The organism is Myxococcus eversor (assembly GCF_010894455.1).
GTDB classification, from domain to species: Bacteria; Myxococcota; Myxococcia; order Myxococcales; family Myxococcaceae; genus Myxococcus; species Myxococcus eversor.
In genome coordinates this window covers 503,481-521,126 of the sequence record NZ_JAAIXY010000003.1, presented here as the reverse complement: position 1 = coordinate 521,126, position 17,646 = coordinate 503,481, and the positions used below count along the sequence as shown (strand labels likewise).

The window sequence follows — 17,646 nt, the reverse complement described above, 5'->3', positions numbered from 1 at the left end:
ACGCCCTGAACGCCCTGGCCCTGTTGGCCGGGGCGTTTTTGTTTTCACTGGAGAGCTCATCACATGCAGCTTCGTGCCGTCTTCTTCGACCTGGATGGGACATTGGTGGATTCGCTGGGGGACATCGCGGACGCGATGAACCACGCGCTGGCACACCACGGCCTGCCCACGCACCAGGAGCCCGCCTACCGCCGCTTCGTCGGTGAGGGGGTGAGGGAGCTGGCGCGCAGGGCGGTGCCCGCGGGCCGTGAGGACCTGGCCGCGCCGGTGCTGGAGACGTATCGCGCGTACTACGACGAGCACCTCTTCGACCGGACCGCGTCCTACCCCGGCATCCCCGCGCTGCTGGCGACGCTGGCGGAGCAACAGGTGGTGATGGGGGTGCTGAGCAACAAGTCGGACAGCTTCGTGAAGCGGCTGGTGGAGCGGCTGTTGCCTGGCGTGGCCTTCGCTCGGGTGTATGGCGAGCGGCCCGGGGTGCCTCGCAAGCCGGACCCGACGGCGGTGCTGGGGATGGCGGCGGAGCTGGAGCTCGTCCCCGGCGTGTGTGGCTTCGTGGGTGACACGGCCGTGGACATGGAGACGGCGCGCGCGGCGGGCATGTACGGCGTGGGCGTGACGTGGGGCTTCCGGGACGCGGAGGAGCTGCATGCGCACGGCGCGCGCGCGGTGGCCACCACGGCCGATGAGCTGCTCGCGGCGCTGCGCTCGGCGCGCTTCTGAGTCGAAGCGGCCTTGAGTCTCAGGCTCCGGGGTGCGTCAGGGTCTTCCTGACGGCGCCCGGTGTCTTGCCGTAGAGACGCTGGAAGGCGTTGCCCAGGTGGCCCTGGTTGGCGAAGCCCGCCTCCAGCGCCACCTCGGCCAGGGGCAGGTGTGTGTCCAGGAGCAGCGCGAGCGCATGGCGCAGCCGCACTTCCTGGAGGTGCTGATGGATGCCGGTGCCCATCACCTTGCGGAAGACGCGGCACGCGTGGAAGGCGGACACGCCGGCGCCCCGGGCCAGGACCTCCACGGAGGCTCGCGCGTCGAAGTGGAGTGCCGCCTCGTGGGCGATGGCCTCGGCGATATCGCGCTCGCGTCGGCTCACCGAGGTGTCAGGCCGCTCAGTGGGGGAGAGGACGAGGGCCAGGGTCTCCTCCAGCTTGACGCGGTCCACGGGCTCGCCCCGTGTCGCGTGGGCCAGCAGGGACTGGAGTCGCACGTACGCTTCGGTGCTGACCGGGAACGTCGTCGCCTCCGCCTGGGGACATTGGCTCAGCCACGAGCCACGCACGGAGAGACATGCGTCGCCTCCTCCGTGCGGATGGCGGATTTCACAGGGCCGGCGCGGGTGCATGCGCAGGCCGACACCCGGGGCCACCACGGCGCGCGTCCGCGCATCGCGAAACTGGAAGCGACCGTGGAGCGCGAGGATGACGCGCTCGCTCTCCACGCCTTCCTCCTTCGGCCGGGGGCCGTCGTGCCCGTCGCAAGTCACTCGGGCGAGCTGGAGGTCCGGTGCGCTGAACAGGAGCGAGGCGTGCAGGCGCGGCATGTCGTCAGGATGGCGCGGCGACGCGGGACTCGGCAAGCAAGACGAGGGTGTGCTCTCGGACAGTGGGAGCAAGGATGTGTAAGACGGCCCCGCTCGTGTTGCCTAGGGTTCGCTCCATTGTGGCGAAGCGCCGACGCGCTTCTTTCTTCCGCGAGCACCCTCATGACCTCTCCCCAGCGTGATGTGAACTCCGACCCGGGCTCGGCGCGGCGGTGTCTGCGCGCGTGGCAATGGACGCGACAGGACCAGCCGGGGAGCGAGTACGCCGAGCTGCGGGAGCTCGATGGCGGTTGGGAGTTCGCGGGCTCCGTGGTGGTGACGGAGGAAGGGGTGCCCTACCTCGCGGAGTACACCATCCAATGTGATTCGCGGTGGATGACGAGGGAGGCGCGCATCCTGATGCGGGGCGGTGGCGCGCCCCGGTCGCTCGTCCTGCGGGTGGACGCGCGGCAGCGGTGGTGGCAGGGCGACGAGGAAGTCCCACGGTTCCGTGGCTGCATGGACGTGGACCTGGGCTTCACACCCTCCACGAACACGCTGCCCATGCGTCGGCTGGCGCTGCCGGTGGGCGCGTCGAGCGAGGTGACGGCGGCGTGGGTGCGCATGCCGGACCTGGCGCTGCTGACCCTGCCGCAGCGCTACACGCGGCTTGCTCCCACGCGCTTTCGTTATGAGAGCCGGGGCGGGAGCTTCGTCGCCGAGCTGGAGACGGATGAGCTGTGCCTGGTGACGCGCTACCCGCCCGCATGGGAGCGCGTCGCCGTCACGTCGCGCTGAGCCGCCGGCTCGGAGTCCCCCTTCAACCACGCAGCGCCAGTCATGACGCGGCTCGAGCTTCCTCGGGCCGCGAATGGGAGACGTGCATCATGTCGCATCATCAATCCCCGCTCTCGCGGCGGGCCCTGGAGTTGCTCCACGCGGATGGGCCGGTGCCCGCGCACGCCGAGTCGCTCGCGTTGTTCGGGCGCTTCGTCGGCGCCTGGGACATGGACGTCGCGTTCTTCGACGCGGCGGGGAAGGAGGTCTTCCGTCAGCCCGGAGAGTGGTCCTTCTCCTGGGTGCTGGACGGACGCGTCATCCAGGACGTGCTCAGCTATCCGAATCCGGAGGGGCTGAGCGCCGCCGTGGGGGAGCGTCGCATCGGCACGTCGTTGCGCCACTTCGACCCGAAGACGGGCACGTGGCGCGTCATCTGGCTGGGGGCCACCGCGGGGTATCTCGTCGTGCTCACCGGCAAGGCCGTGGGCGACGAAATCCACATCGAGGGCCCGGACCCGGACGGCAAGGCGCTGCGCTGGATGTTCACCGCGATTGCCGAGGACTCCTTCACGTGGAGGGGCTTCCTCTCGGCGGATGGTGGCGTCACGTGGCGGCTCACCCAGGAGATGAAGGCCCGTCGCCGTGTCCATCGCCCTTGAGTGCTAGCCCGCGAGGGTGGCCGGATGGGACGGGCCTCTCGGGTGGGGCAGGGGCGTGTCCCTGCTTCGCGTTGGACCCATCGCCCAGGCCTGGCTCCGCGTACACGGGCGGTGGCTTTCACGGGCGGCTCGCGGCTCTTACGATGGGGCCGTGAGGTTCATCACTTGAGCACCCAGGGCCCCGTGCCCGGTGTGGATGTCGTTCGGCCGTTGTCGACGGTGCCCGAGCCGAACGCGCTGGCCGAAGCTCCTCCCACGAGCAATCGCCGCGTCATGAAGGGCGTGGCGCGCGCGAGCCTGCGAATGCTCGTGGGCGTGGTGCCCGCGCTCGTGGGCTCGGGGCTGTGGGGCGCGGTGAAGGGGTTCTTCCTCTTCGGCACCCTCGGGCTCGCCCTGGCGGGGACCTTCCTCCTGGTGCCGCGCCTGCTCGACATGCCACCGACGCCCGGATGGCTGGAGGCCCTCAGCCTGGGGCTCACACCTTTCGCCCTGGCCCTGGGGGGAGGGTATGCGCTGATGCTCAATGGCATCGGCTCCCGGCTCGCCGAGGAGGCTCAGGCGCGCGGCTGGATGGGGGACGCCTACGCCGTGCTCAAGCCCGCGGCACTCCAGGTCGCCCAGCGCCTGAGGGGCACGGGCCCGCTCGGTCGCAAGGAGCTGATCCACGCCATCGAGTCCTCCGTGGCGGAGCGGCTGCGCGAGCCTCCCGAGGAGGACACCGGGCCACCGTCGCGCACGAAGTGGCTGGAGCGCTTCCTCATGGAGCAGTCCTACCGCGTCCTGGGCGCCGTCGCCCTGCGCACGGTGCTCACCGCGCCCGACACCGAGACGGCGGTGCGCGAGCTGGAGACGCTGGCCGTGGACCGGCTGGAGGTCTCCCTGGTGGAGAGGCTGGAGGACCTGTTCTTCGTCCAGCAGGTGCTCGCGCTCGTCGTCGGCTTGCTCGTCGCGGCGATTCCGACCTTCATCCTGCTGTTCTCGCGCTGAGCGGCGCGGTGAAAAAAAGCGCGGGCCGACTACCCCTGAGAGCCGGCCCGCGCCCCGCGAGTGCCGTCGCTATACGACGGTGACGCGGTATTTCTCTTGGTCCTCCGCCCGGTTGTGCGCGGTGGCGGCGGCGATGATGTGGCACACCCAGCCCAGACACCCTCCGGTGCCAATCCAGAAGCCCGGGGTGACGATGAGCCAGAAGACACCGCGCAGAATGTCGCCGTTGTAGATCTGCCCCACACCGGGGATGAGAAAGGACAACAGGGCTGCGATTCCGGGACGCGACATCGTCTGGGTACCTCCTCTTGTCCTTCCCTACGCGGCACCCCCGAAGCCATTGCATGCGCGAGGTGTTTCCGACCTATCGGCTCCTGGACGCTTGCCTGCCCTGCGCGGCGGGGGGAAGGTGCAATACCGAGCCTGGCCCGCTACCATGGACTCCACTTTTGTGAACCCGTCGGGTCGGCGGACGGGTCTTCCGGGGGGATGGTCATCATCGGGCTGCTTCGAGCCAGCGCACGCGCGCTTCGCGGACGGCATCTCTTGGAGATGCTGGTCCTGGCCGGCGTGTATCTCGCCGTGGCTCGGCTGGGCCTCTCCATGTCCACCGTGGGAGGAAATGTCAGCCCCGTCTGGCCGCCCACCGGGGTGGCGCTCGCGGCGCTGGTGCTGCGCGGTCCGCTGCTGTGGCCGGGCATCTACCTGGGGGCCTTCCTGGCGACCGCTTCCACGGGCGTGCCGCTGTCGGTGGCGCTGGGCGTAGCCACGGGCAACACCCTGGCCACGGTGCTGGGCGCGCTGCTGACGCGACGGCTGCGCATGGACGCGGACCTGTCACGCATCCGTGACGTCGTCGTGCTGTGCGTGGGGGCGGGTGCGGTCTGCACCGGGGTCAGTTCGCTGGTGGGGCCGTTGTGCCTGCTGCTGGGTGGCGTGCTGCCCGCGGAGGTCCTGGGCCGCGCGGTCTGGGTGTGGTGGGTGGGGGACTTGATGGGCGTGCTCGTGGTGGCGCCGCCGCTGCTGCTGCTGAGCCGACCCACCTGGCCGCACCGGGCAGGCGAGGCGCTGGCGCTGGCGGGGCTGACCACCGTGCTGGGCGCGAGCATCTTCCTCTTCCGGAACCTTCAGCCCGGCTTCGCGCACGCGGCCAGCTTCCTGCTGTTCCCGATGTCTGCGCTGGCGGCGCTGCGCTTCGGTCCTCGGGGCGCGGCGATGGCCACCCTGGCCATCTCCATGGTCGCCATCACCGGCACGGTGCGAGGCCAGGGCCCGTTCTCCTCGGGCAACGTGGAGCAGGACCTGCTCGTGCTCCAGCTCTTCGTCGTCGTCAACGCGGTGACGGGCCAGTTGCTGGCGGCGGCGAGCGAGGAGCGACGGCGCGCGGTGGAGAAGCTCCAGTTGCTCGCCACCACCGTGAGGGGTGTGCACGAGGGCGTCTTCATCGCGGAGGTGGAGGGCCCCGGCAAGCTGCGGACCGTCTTCGCCAACGAGGCGCTGGGCCTGTTGTTGGGACGGGCTCCGGAAGAGCTGGTGGAGCAGGACCCGTGCAAGCTGTACGGCGACCAGGACCCCCGGCTGTGTCATCGCTTGAACGCGGCGTTGCTGGCGGGCGAGTCGCTCTGCGTGGAGACGACGGTGCCGCGCAAGGATGGCCGGGTCGTCTCGACGGAGGTGCTGCTGTCGCCGGTGCGCGCCACGGGAGGGGACGTGTCGCACTTCGTGGCCACGCACCGGGACATCACCGCCACCAAGGAGCTGCAGGCGCGGCTGGTGGCCGCCGAGCGTGTCGCCGCGGTGGGGACGCTGGCGGCCGGGGTGGGGCACGAAATCAACAACCCGCTGGCCTACCTGGTGTTGAACCTGGAGTCCGCGACGCGCGCGCTCACGGAAGGCGGGATGTTGGGGCAGCGGGACGCGCAGGTGAGCGTGCGCAGCGCGCTGGAAGGCGCCGAGCGCATCCGCCTCATCGTCCGCGACCTCCAGGTGTTCAGCCGTCAGGGGGACCAGGACCGGACGCTGGTGGACCTCAACGCGCTGGTGCCTCCGGCGGTGCGCATCATCAGCCATGCGCTGCGCCACCGCGCGCGGTTGGTGGAGGAGTTCGGCCCGGTGCCGAAGGTGCTGGGCAGCGAGGCGCGGCTGGGACAGGTGCTGCTCAACCTGCTCGTCAACGCGATGCAGGCGGTGCCCGAGGGCAACCCGAGCCTGCACGAGGTGCGCGTGCGCACCAGCACGGACGTGTCGGGCCGGGCCCGCGTGGACGTGGTGGACACGGGCATGGGCATCTCCGCGCAGGTGATGTCGCGCATCTTCGAACCCTTCTTCACCACCAAGCCCACCGGCGAAGGCACCGGACTGGGGCTGGCCATCTGTCAGCAGATTGTCCGCACGCACGGGGGTGAGCTGGAGGTGCGCAGCGAGGAGGGCAAGGGCTCCATCTTCACCATGCTTCTGCCCGCGGCGCCGGTGCAGGTGGAGGTGCCGCCCCGGCCCGTGGCGCGAGGCAAGCCGGTGGTGCCCTCCACGGGGCGACGGGGACGCGTGCTGGTGGTGGACGACGAGCCCCGGCTGGCGCAGTCGATGCGGCTGTTGCTGGAGCCCTACCACGACGTGGTGATGACGACGCGAGGCAGCGAGGCCCTGGCGCTGGTGTCCGCGGGGCATCGCTTCGACGTCATCCTGTGTGACTTGCAGATGCCGGAGGTGGATGGCGCCACGCTCTACCGGCGCCTGGGTGTGATGGCGCCGGAGCTGACGCGGCGGGTGGTGTTCATCTCCGGCGGGGCGTACACGGCGGAGATGCGGGACTTCATCGAGACGGTGCCGAACGTGGTGCTGGAGAAGCCCGTGCGGCCGGAGGTGCTGATGGCCTCGGTGGATGCGGCGCTGGATGTGCTCGACGCACAGGGCGAGGACGACGAGCCCGCGGTCGCCCGCGTGAGCGGCGCACGCCACTGAGGGCCTGGCTCGGCGTGGGCCTGGGCGTTCAGTCCACGCGGATGACGACCTTGCCGGTGGTGCTCCGCTCGGCCATCTCGCGATGGGCCTGGGACACGGCTTCGAGCGGGAAGGTCTGCCCGATGACCGTCTGGAGTTGCCCGCGCTCGACGAGCGACAGCGCCTCGCGGAGCGCCGCCTGACGTTGCTCGAAGGGCAGGGTGAAGGTGGCGAAGCCGACGATGGACTGGTTCTGGGCCAGCACCCCGGTCATCTGCTCACGGCTCCACTGCGTGTCGAACATGCTCTCCGCGCCGAAGAGCACCAGTCGTCCCCGGAAGGCGAGGGCCTGAAGACTCCGGGCGGGGAGCTCTCCTCCACCCGCGACGAAGACGACGTCCGCGCCGAGCCCACCGGTGGCCTCGCGAACACGCGCGGGCCAGTCCGCATGGGATGTGTCCACGGCGGCGTCCGCACCCAGGCGCAGGACGAGGTCTCTCTTGGCTTCCGTGCTCGCGCCGCCGATGACGCGCGAGGCACCCATCCGCTTCGCGAGCTGCACCAGGAACGTCCCCACGCCCCCAGCGGCGGACGGAATGTAGACGGATTCGCCCTCGCGCAGCCGCGCGCCTTCGCGCAGCCCGAGCAGCGCGGTGGGGGCCTGCGCGGGAAGACAGACAGCCTGCTCGAAGGAGACCGGGTCGGGGAGGGCGAGCACGGTGGCTGTCGGCGCGATGGCGTATCCCGCGAAGGCGCCTTGATTCGGGAGGATGGCGACGACTCGGGCTCCCTTCGTGAGTCCCTGGACGCCGGGGCCGAGTGAGTCCACGACTCCCGCGGCCTCCAGTCCCGGGACGAAGGGGAGTGGAGGCGTGCCGGGCATGCGGCCCTCGCGCTGGCCCAGGTCGGTGAAGTTGAGCCCGGAGGCGTGCACCCGGATTCGGACCTCGCCGTCCCCAGGCGTGGGCGTGGGCACGTCGTCGAGGCGCAGCTCTTCCGGACCGCCGAACCTGTGCAGTCGAATCGCTTTCATGATGTCTGTCTCCCGGATGGCGGGCCGTGGGACGAGGAGGCTCGCGCTTCCACGCCCGCCGCGTGAGTGGACCTATAGTCCCGGGCGAAAGGACGAACATGCGCCAGAAGTCCGTTTCTCTCGTCCAACCGTCCGGCGAAAAGCCCGGGCTCGATGTCCTCGCGGAGGTGCTCCAGGGCGTGCACCTGCGCAGCCGCGTGCACGCTCGCTACGAGCTGACGGCACCGTGGGGCATGCGCATCGACGGCTCTCCCTTCCCGCTGTTCTACGCGGTGATGCGCGGCAACTGCCTGCTGTCCACGGGCGAGCGGGAGCTGTGCCTGGCGGGCGGTGACTTCGTGTTCATCCCCGCCAACGTGAAGTTCACGTTGAAGGACCGGCGTGGCACCCGGGCGCTGCCCATCGCGGAGGTCTATGCGACGCGCCAGCCCATCCGCTGCGGCGGCGTGCTCCACTACGGAGGGGACGGTGAGGCGGTGACGCTGGTGGTGGGCTCCTTCATCTTCGAGGGCGAGACGCTGAGCCCCCTGGTGAAGCACCTGCCGACGCTGCTCCATGTCCGGGCGGATGACCCCAAGTCCCCTCGGTGGTTGGAGTCGACGCTGCGCTTCGTGGCCTCCGAAATCGAAGCGAAGCAGCCTGGACACGAGACGGTGGTGAGCCGACTCGCGGATGTCCTCTTCGTGCAGGCGCTGAGGGCGCATCTGGAGTCGTCCTCCGGGGAGAACGGTTGGCTGCGCGCGCTGGTGGACCCGCGCATCGGCACGGTGCTCCAGCGTGTCCACGAGAAGCCCGAGGCACCGTGGACACTGGAGGGGCTCGCTCGGCTCGCGGGCATGTCGCGCTCGGTGTTCGCGGAGCGCTTCAAGTCACTCGTGGGCGAGGCGCCGCTGGCGTACATCGGCCGGTGGCGCATGCACCGGGCGATGGCGCTGATGCGCGGCCGCGACGTCGCGCTGGCGGAGGTGGCGCGCGCCGTGGGCTACGAGACGGAGAGCTCCTTCGGCAAGGCGTTCCGGCGCTGGGTGGGCGTGACGCCGGGCGCGTTTCGTCGACAGGCCTGAAGGAGCAGTCATTCCTACTGCTTCTTCGCGGGAGTCACCGCGGGTGCCTTTGCCGCGGCATAGACGGCATCGCGCACGGCGCCGGGGAACGCGCCCGACATGCCCTCCAGCGCGGTGTTGGTCAGCGCCACCACCGTGATTCCACTTCGCGGGTCCACGAACCAGTTGTGCCCGTAGGCGCCGCCCCACTGCCATGTCCCCGCCGACTGGGGACTGTGCGCCTGCACCGGGTCGATGAGCACCGCCGACGCGAGCCCCCAACCCCAACCCGGTCCCTGCGGCCGCGACTCCGGACCCACGTGGATGGAGCCGAGTTGCTCGACGGTGTTCTGCTTCAGCACCGGCGCTCCACCCTTGCGCAGCGCCTCCAGGAACTTCACGTAGTCGCTCGCCGTCCCCACCATGCCGGCGCCTCCAGAGGGGAACGCTCGCGAGTCCAGCGCCCTGCCGGGGGTGTAGTGGACCACTCCCGCGCCGAAGGGGATGTCGTGCGTCTTGTCCATGCGCACGGGGACAGGTTCGCCGTCCACATACGGCGTCGCGAGCCGCGAGACATCACCGACGCGGAAGCCCGTGTCCTTGAGTCCCAGGGGCTGTGTGACGAGCCGTGAGATGACCTGGGGCAGTGGCGCGCCGCCCGCGCTCGCGACGACGGCGCCCAGCACATCCGTGGCCACCGAGTAGGCCCACTTCTCCCCAGGCTCCGAGGACAGCGGGACGGTGGCGAGGCGACGCAGGTTCTCCTCCAGCGTGAGCCCCGGCGGGTTGTCGAGCCCATCCGAGACCCTGGCCTTTTGATAGGGCCCGGGGACTGGCTGGTTGAAGCCGTACATCAGTCCCGCCGTGTGCGTGAGCAGATGCCTCACGGTGATGACGGGCTCGCGTCCATCCGGGAGCTTGGGACGGAACGTGGGCAGCCACTTCGTGACGGGGTCCTCCAGCGACAGCTTCCCCTGGTCGACCAGCGCGAGCGCCGCGACGGAGACGAGCGGCTTCGTCATCGACGCCAGCCGGAACACCGCGTCCTCGCGCAGGGGCTTCTTCGTCTCGCGGTCCGCGAAGCCCGCGGCGCGTCGATAGAGGACCTCTCCGTCCTTCGCGACGATGACCACGGCCCCGACGATGCGCTGGTCCGCGAGCGCCTGGTCGATGACCGGGTCCAGGCTCACCGCGAGGGCGCTCGACTCGGGACTCACGGCGACAGCGCTCGCCACGGTGGCGCGCGGCTCGGATTTCACCGGGGTGGACGGAGAGACACCCAGGCCCGCGGCCACCAGGAAGGTGGCGAGGATGGAATTCATCGGAGGGGACTCCTTTTTATGTAGCGAGTGTTATGTAAATAGGAAGGCCCTTTTTCGATTTCAATAGTGACCGTTATGAAAATAGTCACCCCCACCCGTCCCCGTGGCCGTCCCCGTGAGTTCGATGAGACGAAGGCGCTGGATCTGGCCATGATGGTGTTCTGGCGGCTGGGCTATGAGGGCGCGTCCGTGGCGGACCTCACCGGCGCCATGGGCATCACCGCGCCCAGCCTCTACGCGGCCTTCGGCTCCAAGGAGGGGCTCTACCGCCGCGTCCTGGCGCACTACCAGGCGGGCCCCGGGGCCTTCACGTGGGCCGCGCTCACCGAGGAGCCGACCGCCCGGGGCGCCATCGAGCGGGTGCTTCGCGAGTCGGCCCGGGTCTTCACCCGTCGCAAGCACCCACACGGGTGCATGATTTCAACGGCCATCCTGCGCTGCGCGGAGGCCCACCAGCCCGTGGCCGACCTGGTCGCCAGTCTCCGTGCGGGCGCGGTGGAGCTGTTTCGCGAGCGCATCGCCCGGGGCATCGCCGCCGGAGAGCTGCCACCGGAGACGGACGCGGGCGCCATGGCCCGCTTTCTCGGCGCCATCGTCCAGGGAATGTCCGTGCAGGCCCAGGACGGCGCGAGCGAGGCGGAGCTGCTCGGGCTCGTCGAGGTGGCGATGCGGGCCTGGGGTGGAGGGGCTGGCCGCCCGCGCGCACGGTAGTCGGCGCGAGGAACCGCACCCGAAAACTCCCAGCGAATCCCAGGGGTTGCGCCCGTGGGACTGGTCAAGGCCGTGGTGGAGCGCGGGTTTGCGGTGCGACGGGCGTCCGCGAGGCTTATCAACACAGGTAAGGATGCCCGACATGACCGCCCAAGAACGCGTGGAGCGCGCCGCCGCGAGTGCGCTGAAGGTCTTCCCGTTGCCGTCGGCGGTGCTGTTCCCCCACACCGTCATCCCCCTGCACATCTTCGAGCCCCGCTACCGGGCCATGGTGAAGGACGCGCTGGCGACGGACCGCGTCGTCGCGCTGGCACAGCTCGAGGACGGCTGGGAGGGCAAGTACGAGGGCCGGCCACCGATGCAGTCCATCATGTGCGCCGGCGTCATCGTCTGGGACGAGGAGGTGGAGGAGGGGCGCTACAACATCCTCCTCCAAGGTGTCAGCCGCATCCGCATGGTCTCCGAGCTGACCACGGACAAGGCGTACCGCGAGGTGCAGGCGCTGGCGCTGCCGGACCTGCCGTACGAGGGGCCGGAGGAGGAGCGGCTGCGTCAGGCCGTCTTCGAACTGGCCGGGCGTGTGCCGCCGACCTTCGCCGAGAACCTGCTGCCCGTGACGGCCCGTGCGACGGGCGGCAAGCTGGCGGACGTGGTGGCCTCCGCCATCAGTCCAGAGGCGGAGCGACGCCAGCACCTTCTCTCGGAGCTGGACGTGAAGCGCAGGTTGGAAGCCGTGCTGGAGGACGTGGGTGAGCTCATCGCCCGGCTCCAGCCCGTGCGGCCCTCGGGCCCGCTGAACTGACCCGAGTCCGCCTGGCCTCGTGGGGCTTGCCTTGTGCGTCGCTCCGCGCATTGCTGCGCTCCGCGTCGGACGCGAAAGGGGAGCGGGAGAACCATGCGGCTCGTGAAAGTCGGCATCGCCAGCGTCAACACCACCGTGGGAGCCTTCGTCCACAACACGGACCGGGCCCTGGTCCTGGCGAAGCGGATGGCCGAGGACGGCGTCACCGTGGGCGTCTTCCAGGAGCAGGTCATCGCCGGCTACCCCGCCGAGGACATGGTCCAGTGGCAGGGCTTCATCGACCGGCAGTGGCCGGAGCTGGAGCGCTTCGCGCGCGAGACGGCCTCGCTCTCCACCGTCTTCGTCGTCGGCGTGGGCGTCGCCCTCCAGGGTCAGCGCCTCAACTGCGCGGCGGTGGTGGCCGGAGGCAGCGTGCTGGGCCTGGTCCCCAAGGAGAAGCTGCCCACGTACAGCGTCTTCTATGAGGCGCGGACTTTCGGCCGGGGCCAGCCGGGCATGAAGGAGCGCTACCGCGGCGTGCCGCTGGGCGACTACCTGTTCCAGTTCGACTTCGGCCTCGTCGCGCCGGAGGTCTGCGAGGACATCTGGAGCGCGGACGGCCCCATGCGCCGGCGCACGTACTCAGGCGCGGAGCTGGTGGTGAACATCTCCGCGTCGCCCTTCCGGCTGGGCTTCGTGGAGACGCGCCGCGAGCTCATCGCCACCCGCGCCGCGGACCACCAGTGCACCATCGCCTACTGCAACGCGGTGGGCAGCAACGACGGCCTCATCTTCGACGGCGGCGGCTTCCTCAACCAGAACGGCCGCCACGTCATGGAGACGCCGCGCTTCCAGGAGGGCTTCGCCGCGGCCGTCGTCGACCTGGACCGCACCCTGCGCCTGCGCGGCGAGGCCACCACGTGGCGCGTGGACCGCGAGGCGTGGTTGACCACCGGCGGCCAGGGCACGGCGGTGCTGGACTGCACGGAGGCGGTGCGCACGCGGCGCGAGACGCTGACGTACCCCGTGCCCGCGCACCGCAGCTTCTTCCTGCCGCCCCCGGACAAGCGGCGCCCCGCGCGCGAGGCGCTGTGCGAGGACATCCTGGACGCGCTCTCCCTGGGCGTGGGCGACTACTTCGAGAAGACGCGCGCCTTCAAGGTGCTGGGCATCGCCCTGTCCGGTGGACGTGACTCGCTGTTGACGCTGCTCATCGCCCACCGCTACGCGAAGCGCGCGCGGCCGGAGAACCCGGGCTCGCTCATCCAGGCGTTCTACATGCCCAGTCGCTACTCCAGCGACTCCACCCGCGACGCGGCGGAGACCATTGCCCGCGAGCTGGGCGTGTCCTTCCAGAGTGTCTCCATCGACGAGGCCTTCGAGCGCGAGCGCGACGTGGCCGCGAAGATGCTGAACGGCACCCCCGTCACGCCGATTACCGAGCAGAACATCCAGGCCCGCCTGCGTGCCCAGCGCATGTGGAACTGGAGCAACTCCTGCGGCGGCCTGTTCCTCCAGACGGGCAACATGAGCGAGAAGTCCGTGGGCTACACCACCATCGGTGGAGACCTGATGGGCGCGCTCGCCGTCATCTCCAACCTGCCCAAGACAGTGGTGATGTTCCTCCTGGACTACCTCCAGGACGTCACCGGCTACGAGGGCATCCGCAAGGTGCTCGCCAAGCCCGCGGGGCCGGAGCTGGCGCACAACCAGGTGGGGGAGGAGGAGCTGATGCCCTTCCCCATCCTGGATGCGTGCTTCTACCTGTTCGCGAGCGAGAAGCTCACGCCCTCGGAGATGCTCCGGGCGCTGACGCCCATGTTCCCGGAGGTGGAGACCGGAAGGCTGGGCGGCTACGTGGACAAGTTCGTCCGCCTCTTCACCCAGTCCATCTACAAGTGGGTGCAGTCCCCGCTGTCGCTCCACGTCGGCAACCTGGACCTGGACCGGGAGCGCGCGCTCCAGTTGCCCGTCGTCACCGGCTCGGAGTGGATGCGCGAGAAGTAAGCCTGCTCGTGCAACCGTGTTGCCCGGGCTCCACGCCCGGCCGCCTGCTCAGCGAGGGGGCGCGCTTGGGTGATCTCCACCCAGGTGTGCCTTGCCGGATGTGGCCTCGCCGACAACCTTCATGTCAGCCACTCGACGACGGAGGGTTGAATGAAAGCGAAGATTCTTGCAGGCGCCATCGGGGCGCTCTTCTACGGCACCTCGGCTCTGGCTTCGGACGGCGACTGCCCACCGCCCCAGGCGAACGCGGGGAGCACCGGCCAGGGAGTGCTGCTGGCCCAATCACAGGACTCCTCTGGGGATGGCTCGTACCAGGAGGAGGACCTCATCATCGAGACGCAGCCCGTGCCGGATTCGTCGAGCATGGACGACAACTCGGGGATGGGAGGCAGTGGACAGAGCGGGCAGGATGACTCGTCCAGCAGCAGCCAGGCCGCTCCTCCCGCGAAGGGTGAAGTGCTCCTGAACATGCCGCTGCGCTGCGAGCCGGCGAACCAGGATGCCTCCCAGCAGGGCACGGGTGGCAGTGGTTCCTCGGGTCAGCAGGACATCCAGGGCCTGCAGGCGCCGCCGCCGCAGTCCTCGCCACAGCCGCGTCCGGAGGCGGCCCCCGCCGTGGAGCCTCACTCCGAGTCATATCCGGCCGAGCCGCAGGACGATGCCATTGGCGGCAGCGGTATCTCCGCGCCTCCGCCCTCTGACTTCCGTCCTTCGGCTGACGCCGCGGAGACCGTCGAACCGCTTGAGGTGAAGAAGAAGGAGAAGAACGACATGCGGGGTCTGAGCGTGTTCGTGGGCGGTGGTGTGGAGGGCTACACCGGCGCGCTGGCACCGCAGCTCAACCCGGGCCCCACCGCGGGCGTGACGGCGGCCTTCCGGCCGTCCAAGGTGTTCGGCATCGAGCTGGGCTATACCGGCGCGCTGAACGACATCGACTCGGCGCGGGGTGAGGTGAACACGGACGGTCCTGACCTCGTGCGCAACGGTGGAACGGCGGTGGCGACGCTGGGCCTGTTCCCCACCGCGTGGCAGCCGTATGTGCTGGGCGGCATTGGTATCAGCGATTACAACTTCCGCGGCGGCCAGTCGCTGGGCTACCGGGATGACACCGTCGGCACCGTGCCGGCGGGCGTGGGTCTGCGCGGCCACGTGGGTCACTTCACGGTGGACGCGCGCGCCAACTACAACTTCCTGTTCGACAAGGACTTCGCTCCCGGCATCGAGTCCGGCGGCGGCGACTTTGGCAACGGAGGCAGCTACCAGGGCGTCGTCAGCGTGGGTGGTACGTTCTGACGCAGGCGGCCTGAAGTCTTCACGCCAGGCGTGAGTCGGTGGCGCGGTGCCCGGTAACCAACGGGCCCGCGCCACTGTGCTTTCCAGTGCGGCGCCACGGAGGTTGGCGAGTTAAGGTGGAACCTTCTACTGCAACAGGAGACGGAATGGGCTTGGGTATCGAGGACGTGAAGGTAGGCACGGGCACGGAGGCCACCTCCGGCAAGTCGGTCACCGTGCACTACGTGGGGACGCTGACGAACGGCACCAAGTTCGACGCCAGCCGGGACCATGGTTCCGAGGGCTTCACCTTCAAGCTGGGTGCGGGCCAGGTCATCAAGGGCTGGGACGACGGCGTCGCCGGGATGAAGATTGGCGGCGTGCGCAAGCTCACGATTCCGCCCGACCTGGGCTACGGCGCTCGCGGCGCCGGTGGAGTCATCCCGCCCAACGCCACCCTGCTGTTCGAGGTGGAGCTGTTGGGAGTCCGCTGAAAGTCACGCTCCGCCCTGGCGGGGAGAAACGAGGACCGTCATGGCGACGGTGACAATCACCAAGGACAACTTCAAGGAAACAGTCGGCAAGGATGGCATCGTCATCCTGGACTGGTGGGCGTCGTGGTGCGGCCCGTGCCGCATCTTCGCGCCCACGTTCGAATCGGCGTCCGGCAAGCATGCGGACATCGTCTTCGGGAAGATTGATACCGAGGCGCAGCCGGAGCTGTCCGGAGCGTTCGAGATTCGCTCCATCCCCACGCTGATGGTGTTTCGTGACGGCATCCTGCTCTTCGAGCAGGCTGGCGCGCTTCCCGCCGCCGCGCTGGAGGACCTGGTCCGCCAGGTCCGCGCGCTCGACATGGAGCAGGTGAAGAAGGAAGTCGAGGAGCGCCGGGGCAAAGAGGGCAAGGAAGCGCCCAAGGCCTGAGTCGGTCCTCGCCGGAGGGGCCTTCAGGGCCCCGTCCGTGCCGCTGGCCGGAAGCGTCTCGCGGTGCTTCCGGCCGGTCGGCGGCTCCCTCGGGAGGAAGCGAGGGGGCTACCAGTGGATGAGCAGCGAGAAGTCCTTGAAGGGCGGCTCGCCGGACTCCAGCTCCACGCGGAAGCGCCGCTCCGGATTCGTCTTGAGCAGGCCACTGCGCACCAGGCCACTGCACCACGCGGGGCCGAAGAACTCGTCCTTGAAGCGCAGGCGCGCGGTGGTGTCGGAGACGCGCTCGTACTCCCGCTCGCCGAAGGTGCTGGTGGCGCCCGCCAGGCCCGCGCTCATCGACAGGCCGCGGTGCGGGTCCTCGCCGGTGATGGCCATCACCATGGCGCCCACGGGGGCGGAGAAGACGTGGCTCGCGGCGGTGAAGGACAGCTGCTCCACGGCGTGGGAGTAGTCCTCGCCCAGCGCGCGCTCCACGGAGCTGGCGCCCTCGTGGAGCAGTTCCAGGTACTCGCTGGCGGGGCGGTGTGAGGGGGCGCCGCGCGCGGGGACGCCGGGGATGGGTGCTCCGGCGGCCCGCGCCAGGTTCTGACCCATCCGCTGCGCGATGCTCTCGCGGAGGCTCTGCACGAACAAATCGAGCACCATGTGCTCGGGACGACACAGGGCCAGGCGGGCCTGCAGGTGCGGAGGAGAGTCCATGTGACTTTCCTAGCGGCGGCAGGCCAGCCAAGTCCAGCGGGGGTGGGGTGTCCGCGGGTCGGCCTGTCATTTGGCGACCGTGCAGACACCTCCACCGTTGAGGTGGGCCTGGTCGACAATGCTCTGGGTGACGAACTCCTGCAGCGTGCGCACATCATGCGCTCCGGGCAGATACACCACGGGCTGACCCGCTGCGTCGCGCAGTTCAAGACCCTGGGCATCCTTCAAGTCGGTGAGCTGCTGTGAGGCCAGTCCCCCTGGGGTGATGAGACGCTCCGAGTTGGCCGTGGCGGCGAGGGCGTCGAAGCGCAGCTGCACGCCTTTGTGGGTGCCGAGCCTGTCGTAGAACATGTGCTCGGCGTGGATGGTGACCTCCACGTCCGCCCGGGAGCCCTCTGGGACGATGATGCCCTGGGTGCCATCCACCCCGTTGATGCAGTCCACCATGCGTGCCTGCACGGGGAAGCCCATGCGGAAGTCGAAGATGCCCACCCCCGCCTTCACCGCGCGCCCCTCCACCCAGTAGCTGAAGCCGCGCTCGCGCATCATCGCCAGGTCCCCGGCGGAGACCTGACCGTCCGCCAGCTCCGTGTCCGCGCGGGGCGGGCTCACGTGGAAGCCCACGTTCCAGCGACCCGCCGGCAGGCCCGTCAGCTCCGTCAGCGGGATGTCGCCCTTCTGCACGTCCACCAGCACGTGGCGGCGGCTGTCCCGCACCTCGCCCGAAGCGGACGTCAGGGTGAAGTCGCCGAGCGACACGAGGTACTTGGTGAACTGCACGGACCAGCCGTCCTGGAAGAGCGTGTCCGGCAGGCCCCGCTGGGTGCCGTCTCCACCGCTCATCGTCACGCGCACGTCTCCCGGGGCCACGGAGTCACAGGCCGGGAGCACCAGTGTCAGCGCCAGCAGCGCACAGAGGCCAGGGACGCTCGATTTCAGGTTCATGTGTCTTAGATGTATATGTAACCAAGT

The 17,646-nt window shown here is 69.7% G+C and carries 18 protein-coding genes; 12 read left to right on the top strand and 6 right to left on the bottom strand.

Annotated elements, in window-relative coordinates:
• Nucleotides 1-63: 63 nt before the first annotated feature.
• A complete protein-coding gene (locus tag G4D83_RS08995; protein ID WP_163864259.1) occupies nucleotides 64-723 on the top strand; it encodes an HAD family hydrolase in 660 nt (219 codons plus the stop codon).
• A 19-nt stretch (nucleotides 724-742) separates the two neighbouring features.
• On the opposite strand, the gene G4D83_RS08990 is transcribed toward G4D83_RS08995, so the two are convergent.
• The gene (locus tag G4D83_RS08990; protein WP_163864258.1) at nucleotides 743-1,534 is read right to left on the bottom strand and encodes a helix-turn-helix transcriptional regulator; all 792 of its coding nucleotides are present in this window, start codon (nucleotides 1,532-1,534) and stop codon (nucleotides 743-745) included.
• A 162-nt stretch (nucleotides 1,535-1,696) separates the two neighbouring features.
• On the opposite strand from G4D83_RS08990, the gene G4D83_RS08985 reads away from it, so the two are divergent.
• The 3 genes from G4D83_RS08985 (at nucleotide 1,697) to G4D83_RS08975 (ending at nucleotide 3,939) form a co-directional block, all read left to right on the top strand.
• A complete protein-coding gene (locus G4D83_RS08985; protein WP_163864257.1) occupies nucleotides 1,697-2,311 on the top strand; it encodes a putative glycolipid-binding domain-containing protein in 615 nt (204 codons plus the stop codon).
• A gap of 89 nt (nucleotides 2,312-2,400) precedes the next feature.
• Nucleotides 2,401-2,952, top strand: a complete 552-nt coding sequence (locus G4D83_RS08980) for a hypothetical protein (protein WP_163864256.1) — start codon at nucleotides 2,401-2,403, stop codon at nucleotides 2,950-2,952.
• 165 nt (nucleotides 2,953-3,117) lie between these two features.
• Nucleotides 3,118-3,939: a hypothetical protein gene (locus G4D83_RS08975; protein ID WP_163864255.1), complete on the top strand. Its 822-nt coding sequence runs from the start codon at nucleotides 3,118-3,120 to the stop codon at nucleotides 3,937-3,939.
• Nucleotides 3,940-4,008: 69 nt separating this feature from the next.
• Here G4D83_RS08975 and G4D83_RS08970 read toward each other — a convergent pair whose 3' ends face one another.
• Entirely contained in the window at nucleotides 4,009-4,230 is a 222-nt protein-coding gene (locus G4D83_RS08970; RefSeq protein ID WP_163864254.1) for a DUF5683 domain-containing protein, read from the bottom strand.
• A gap of 261 nt (nucleotides 4,231-4,491) precedes the next feature.
• On the opposite strand from G4D83_RS08970, the gene espC reads away from it, so the two are divergent.
• Nucleotides 4,492-6,900, top strand: coding sequence for a serine histidine kinase EspC (espC, locus tag G4D83_RS08965; RefSeq protein WP_240356231.1), 2,409 nt, complete (start codon nucleotides 4,492-4,494; stop codon nucleotides 6,898-6,900).
• A gap of 28 nt (nucleotides 6,901-6,928) precedes the next feature.
• On the opposite strand, the gene G4D83_RS08960 is transcribed toward espC, so the two are convergent.
• On the bottom strand, nucleotides 6,929-7,912 hold the full coding sequence (locus G4D83_RS08960) for a quinone oxidoreductase family protein (RefSeq protein ID WP_163864252.1): 984 nt from the start codon (nucleotides 7,910-7,912) through the stop codon (nucleotides 6,929-6,931).
• Nucleotides 7,913-8,010: 98 nt separating this feature from the next.
• Between G4D83_RS08960 and G4D83_RS08955 the strand changes: the two genes are divergently transcribed.
• Nucleotides 8,011-8,976 (top strand): AraC family transcriptional regulator, encoded by a 966-nt coding sequence (locus tag G4D83_RS08955; RefSeq protein WP_163864251.1) that lies wholly within the window; start codon nucleotides 8,011-8,013, stop codon nucleotides 8,974-8,976.
• A gap of 14 nt (nucleotides 8,977-8,990) precedes the next feature.
• Here the strand turns inward: G4D83_RS08955 and G4D83_RS08950 are convergent, their stop codons facing one another.
• On the bottom strand, nucleotides 8,991-10,277 hold the full coding sequence (locus G4D83_RS08950; protein WP_163864250.1) for a serine hydrolase domain-containing protein: 1,287 nt from the start codon (nucleotides 10,275-10,277) through the stop codon (nucleotides 8,991-8,993).
• A gap of 75 nt (nucleotides 10,278-10,352) precedes the next feature.
• Here G4D83_RS08950 and G4D83_RS08945 point away from each other — a divergent pair, with 75 nt between their 5' ends.
• The 6 genes from G4D83_RS08945 to trxA all read left to right on the top strand — a co-directional run bounded on the left by G4D83_RS08945 (nucleotide 10,353) and on the right by trxA (nucleotide 15,972).
• Nucleotides 10,353-10,988: a TetR/AcrR family transcriptional regulator gene (locus tag G4D83_RS08945; protein ID WP_163864249.1), complete on the top strand. Its 636-nt coding sequence runs from the start codon at nucleotides 10,353-10,355 to the stop codon at nucleotides 10,986-10,988.
• A gap of 142 nt (nucleotides 10,989-11,130) precedes the next feature.
• Nucleotides 11,131-11,790: an LON peptidase substrate-binding domain-containing protein gene (locus tag G4D83_RS08940; protein ID WP_163864248.1), complete on the top strand. Its 660-nt coding sequence runs from the start codon at nucleotides 11,131-11,133 to the stop codon at nucleotides 11,788-11,790.
• 93 nt (nucleotides 11,791-11,883) lie between these two features.
• Nucleotides 11,884-13,776, top strand: a complete 1,893-nt coding sequence (gene nadE / locus G4D83_RS08935; RefSeq protein WP_163864247.1) for an NAD(+) synthase — start codon at nucleotides 11,884-11,886, stop codon at nucleotides 13,774-13,776.
• A gap of 150 nt (nucleotides 13,777-13,926) precedes the next feature.
• Complete coding sequence (locus tag G4D83_RS08930) at nucleotides 13,927-15,069, top strand: outer membrane protein (protein WP_176435307.1); 1,143 nt, start codon at nucleotides 13,927-13,929, stop codon at nucleotides 15,067-15,069.
• Nucleotides 15,070-15,215: 146 nt separating this feature from the next.
• The gene (locus G4D83_RS08925) at nucleotides 15,216-15,542 is read left to right on the top strand and encodes an FKBP-type peptidyl-prolyl cis-trans isomerase (protein WP_163864246.1); all 327 of its coding nucleotides are present in this window, start codon (nucleotides 15,216-15,218) and stop codon (nucleotides 15,540-15,542) included.
• Nucleotides 15,543-15,582: 40 nt separating this feature from the next.
• Entirely contained in the window at nucleotides 15,583-15,972 is a 390-nt protein-coding gene (gene trxA / locus G4D83_RS08920) for a thioredoxin (protein WP_163864245.1), read from the top strand.
• A gap of 108 nt (nucleotides 15,973-16,080) precedes the next feature.
• Here the strand turns inward: trxA and G4D83_RS08915 are convergent, their stop codons facing one another.
• A complete protein-coding gene (locus G4D83_RS08915) occupies nucleotides 16,081-16,674 on the bottom strand; it encodes a DUF2378 family protein (protein ID WP_163864244.1) in 594 nt (197 codons plus the stop codon).
• A 66-nt stretch (nucleotides 16,675-16,740) separates the two neighbouring features.
• Nucleotides 16,741-17,619, bottom strand: coding sequence for a hypothetical protein (locus tag G4D83_RS08910; RefSeq protein WP_205522594.1), 879 nt, complete (start codon nucleotides 17,617-17,619; stop codon nucleotides 16,741-16,743).
• Between the last annotated feature and the right edge of the window lie 27 nt (nucleotides 17,620-17,646).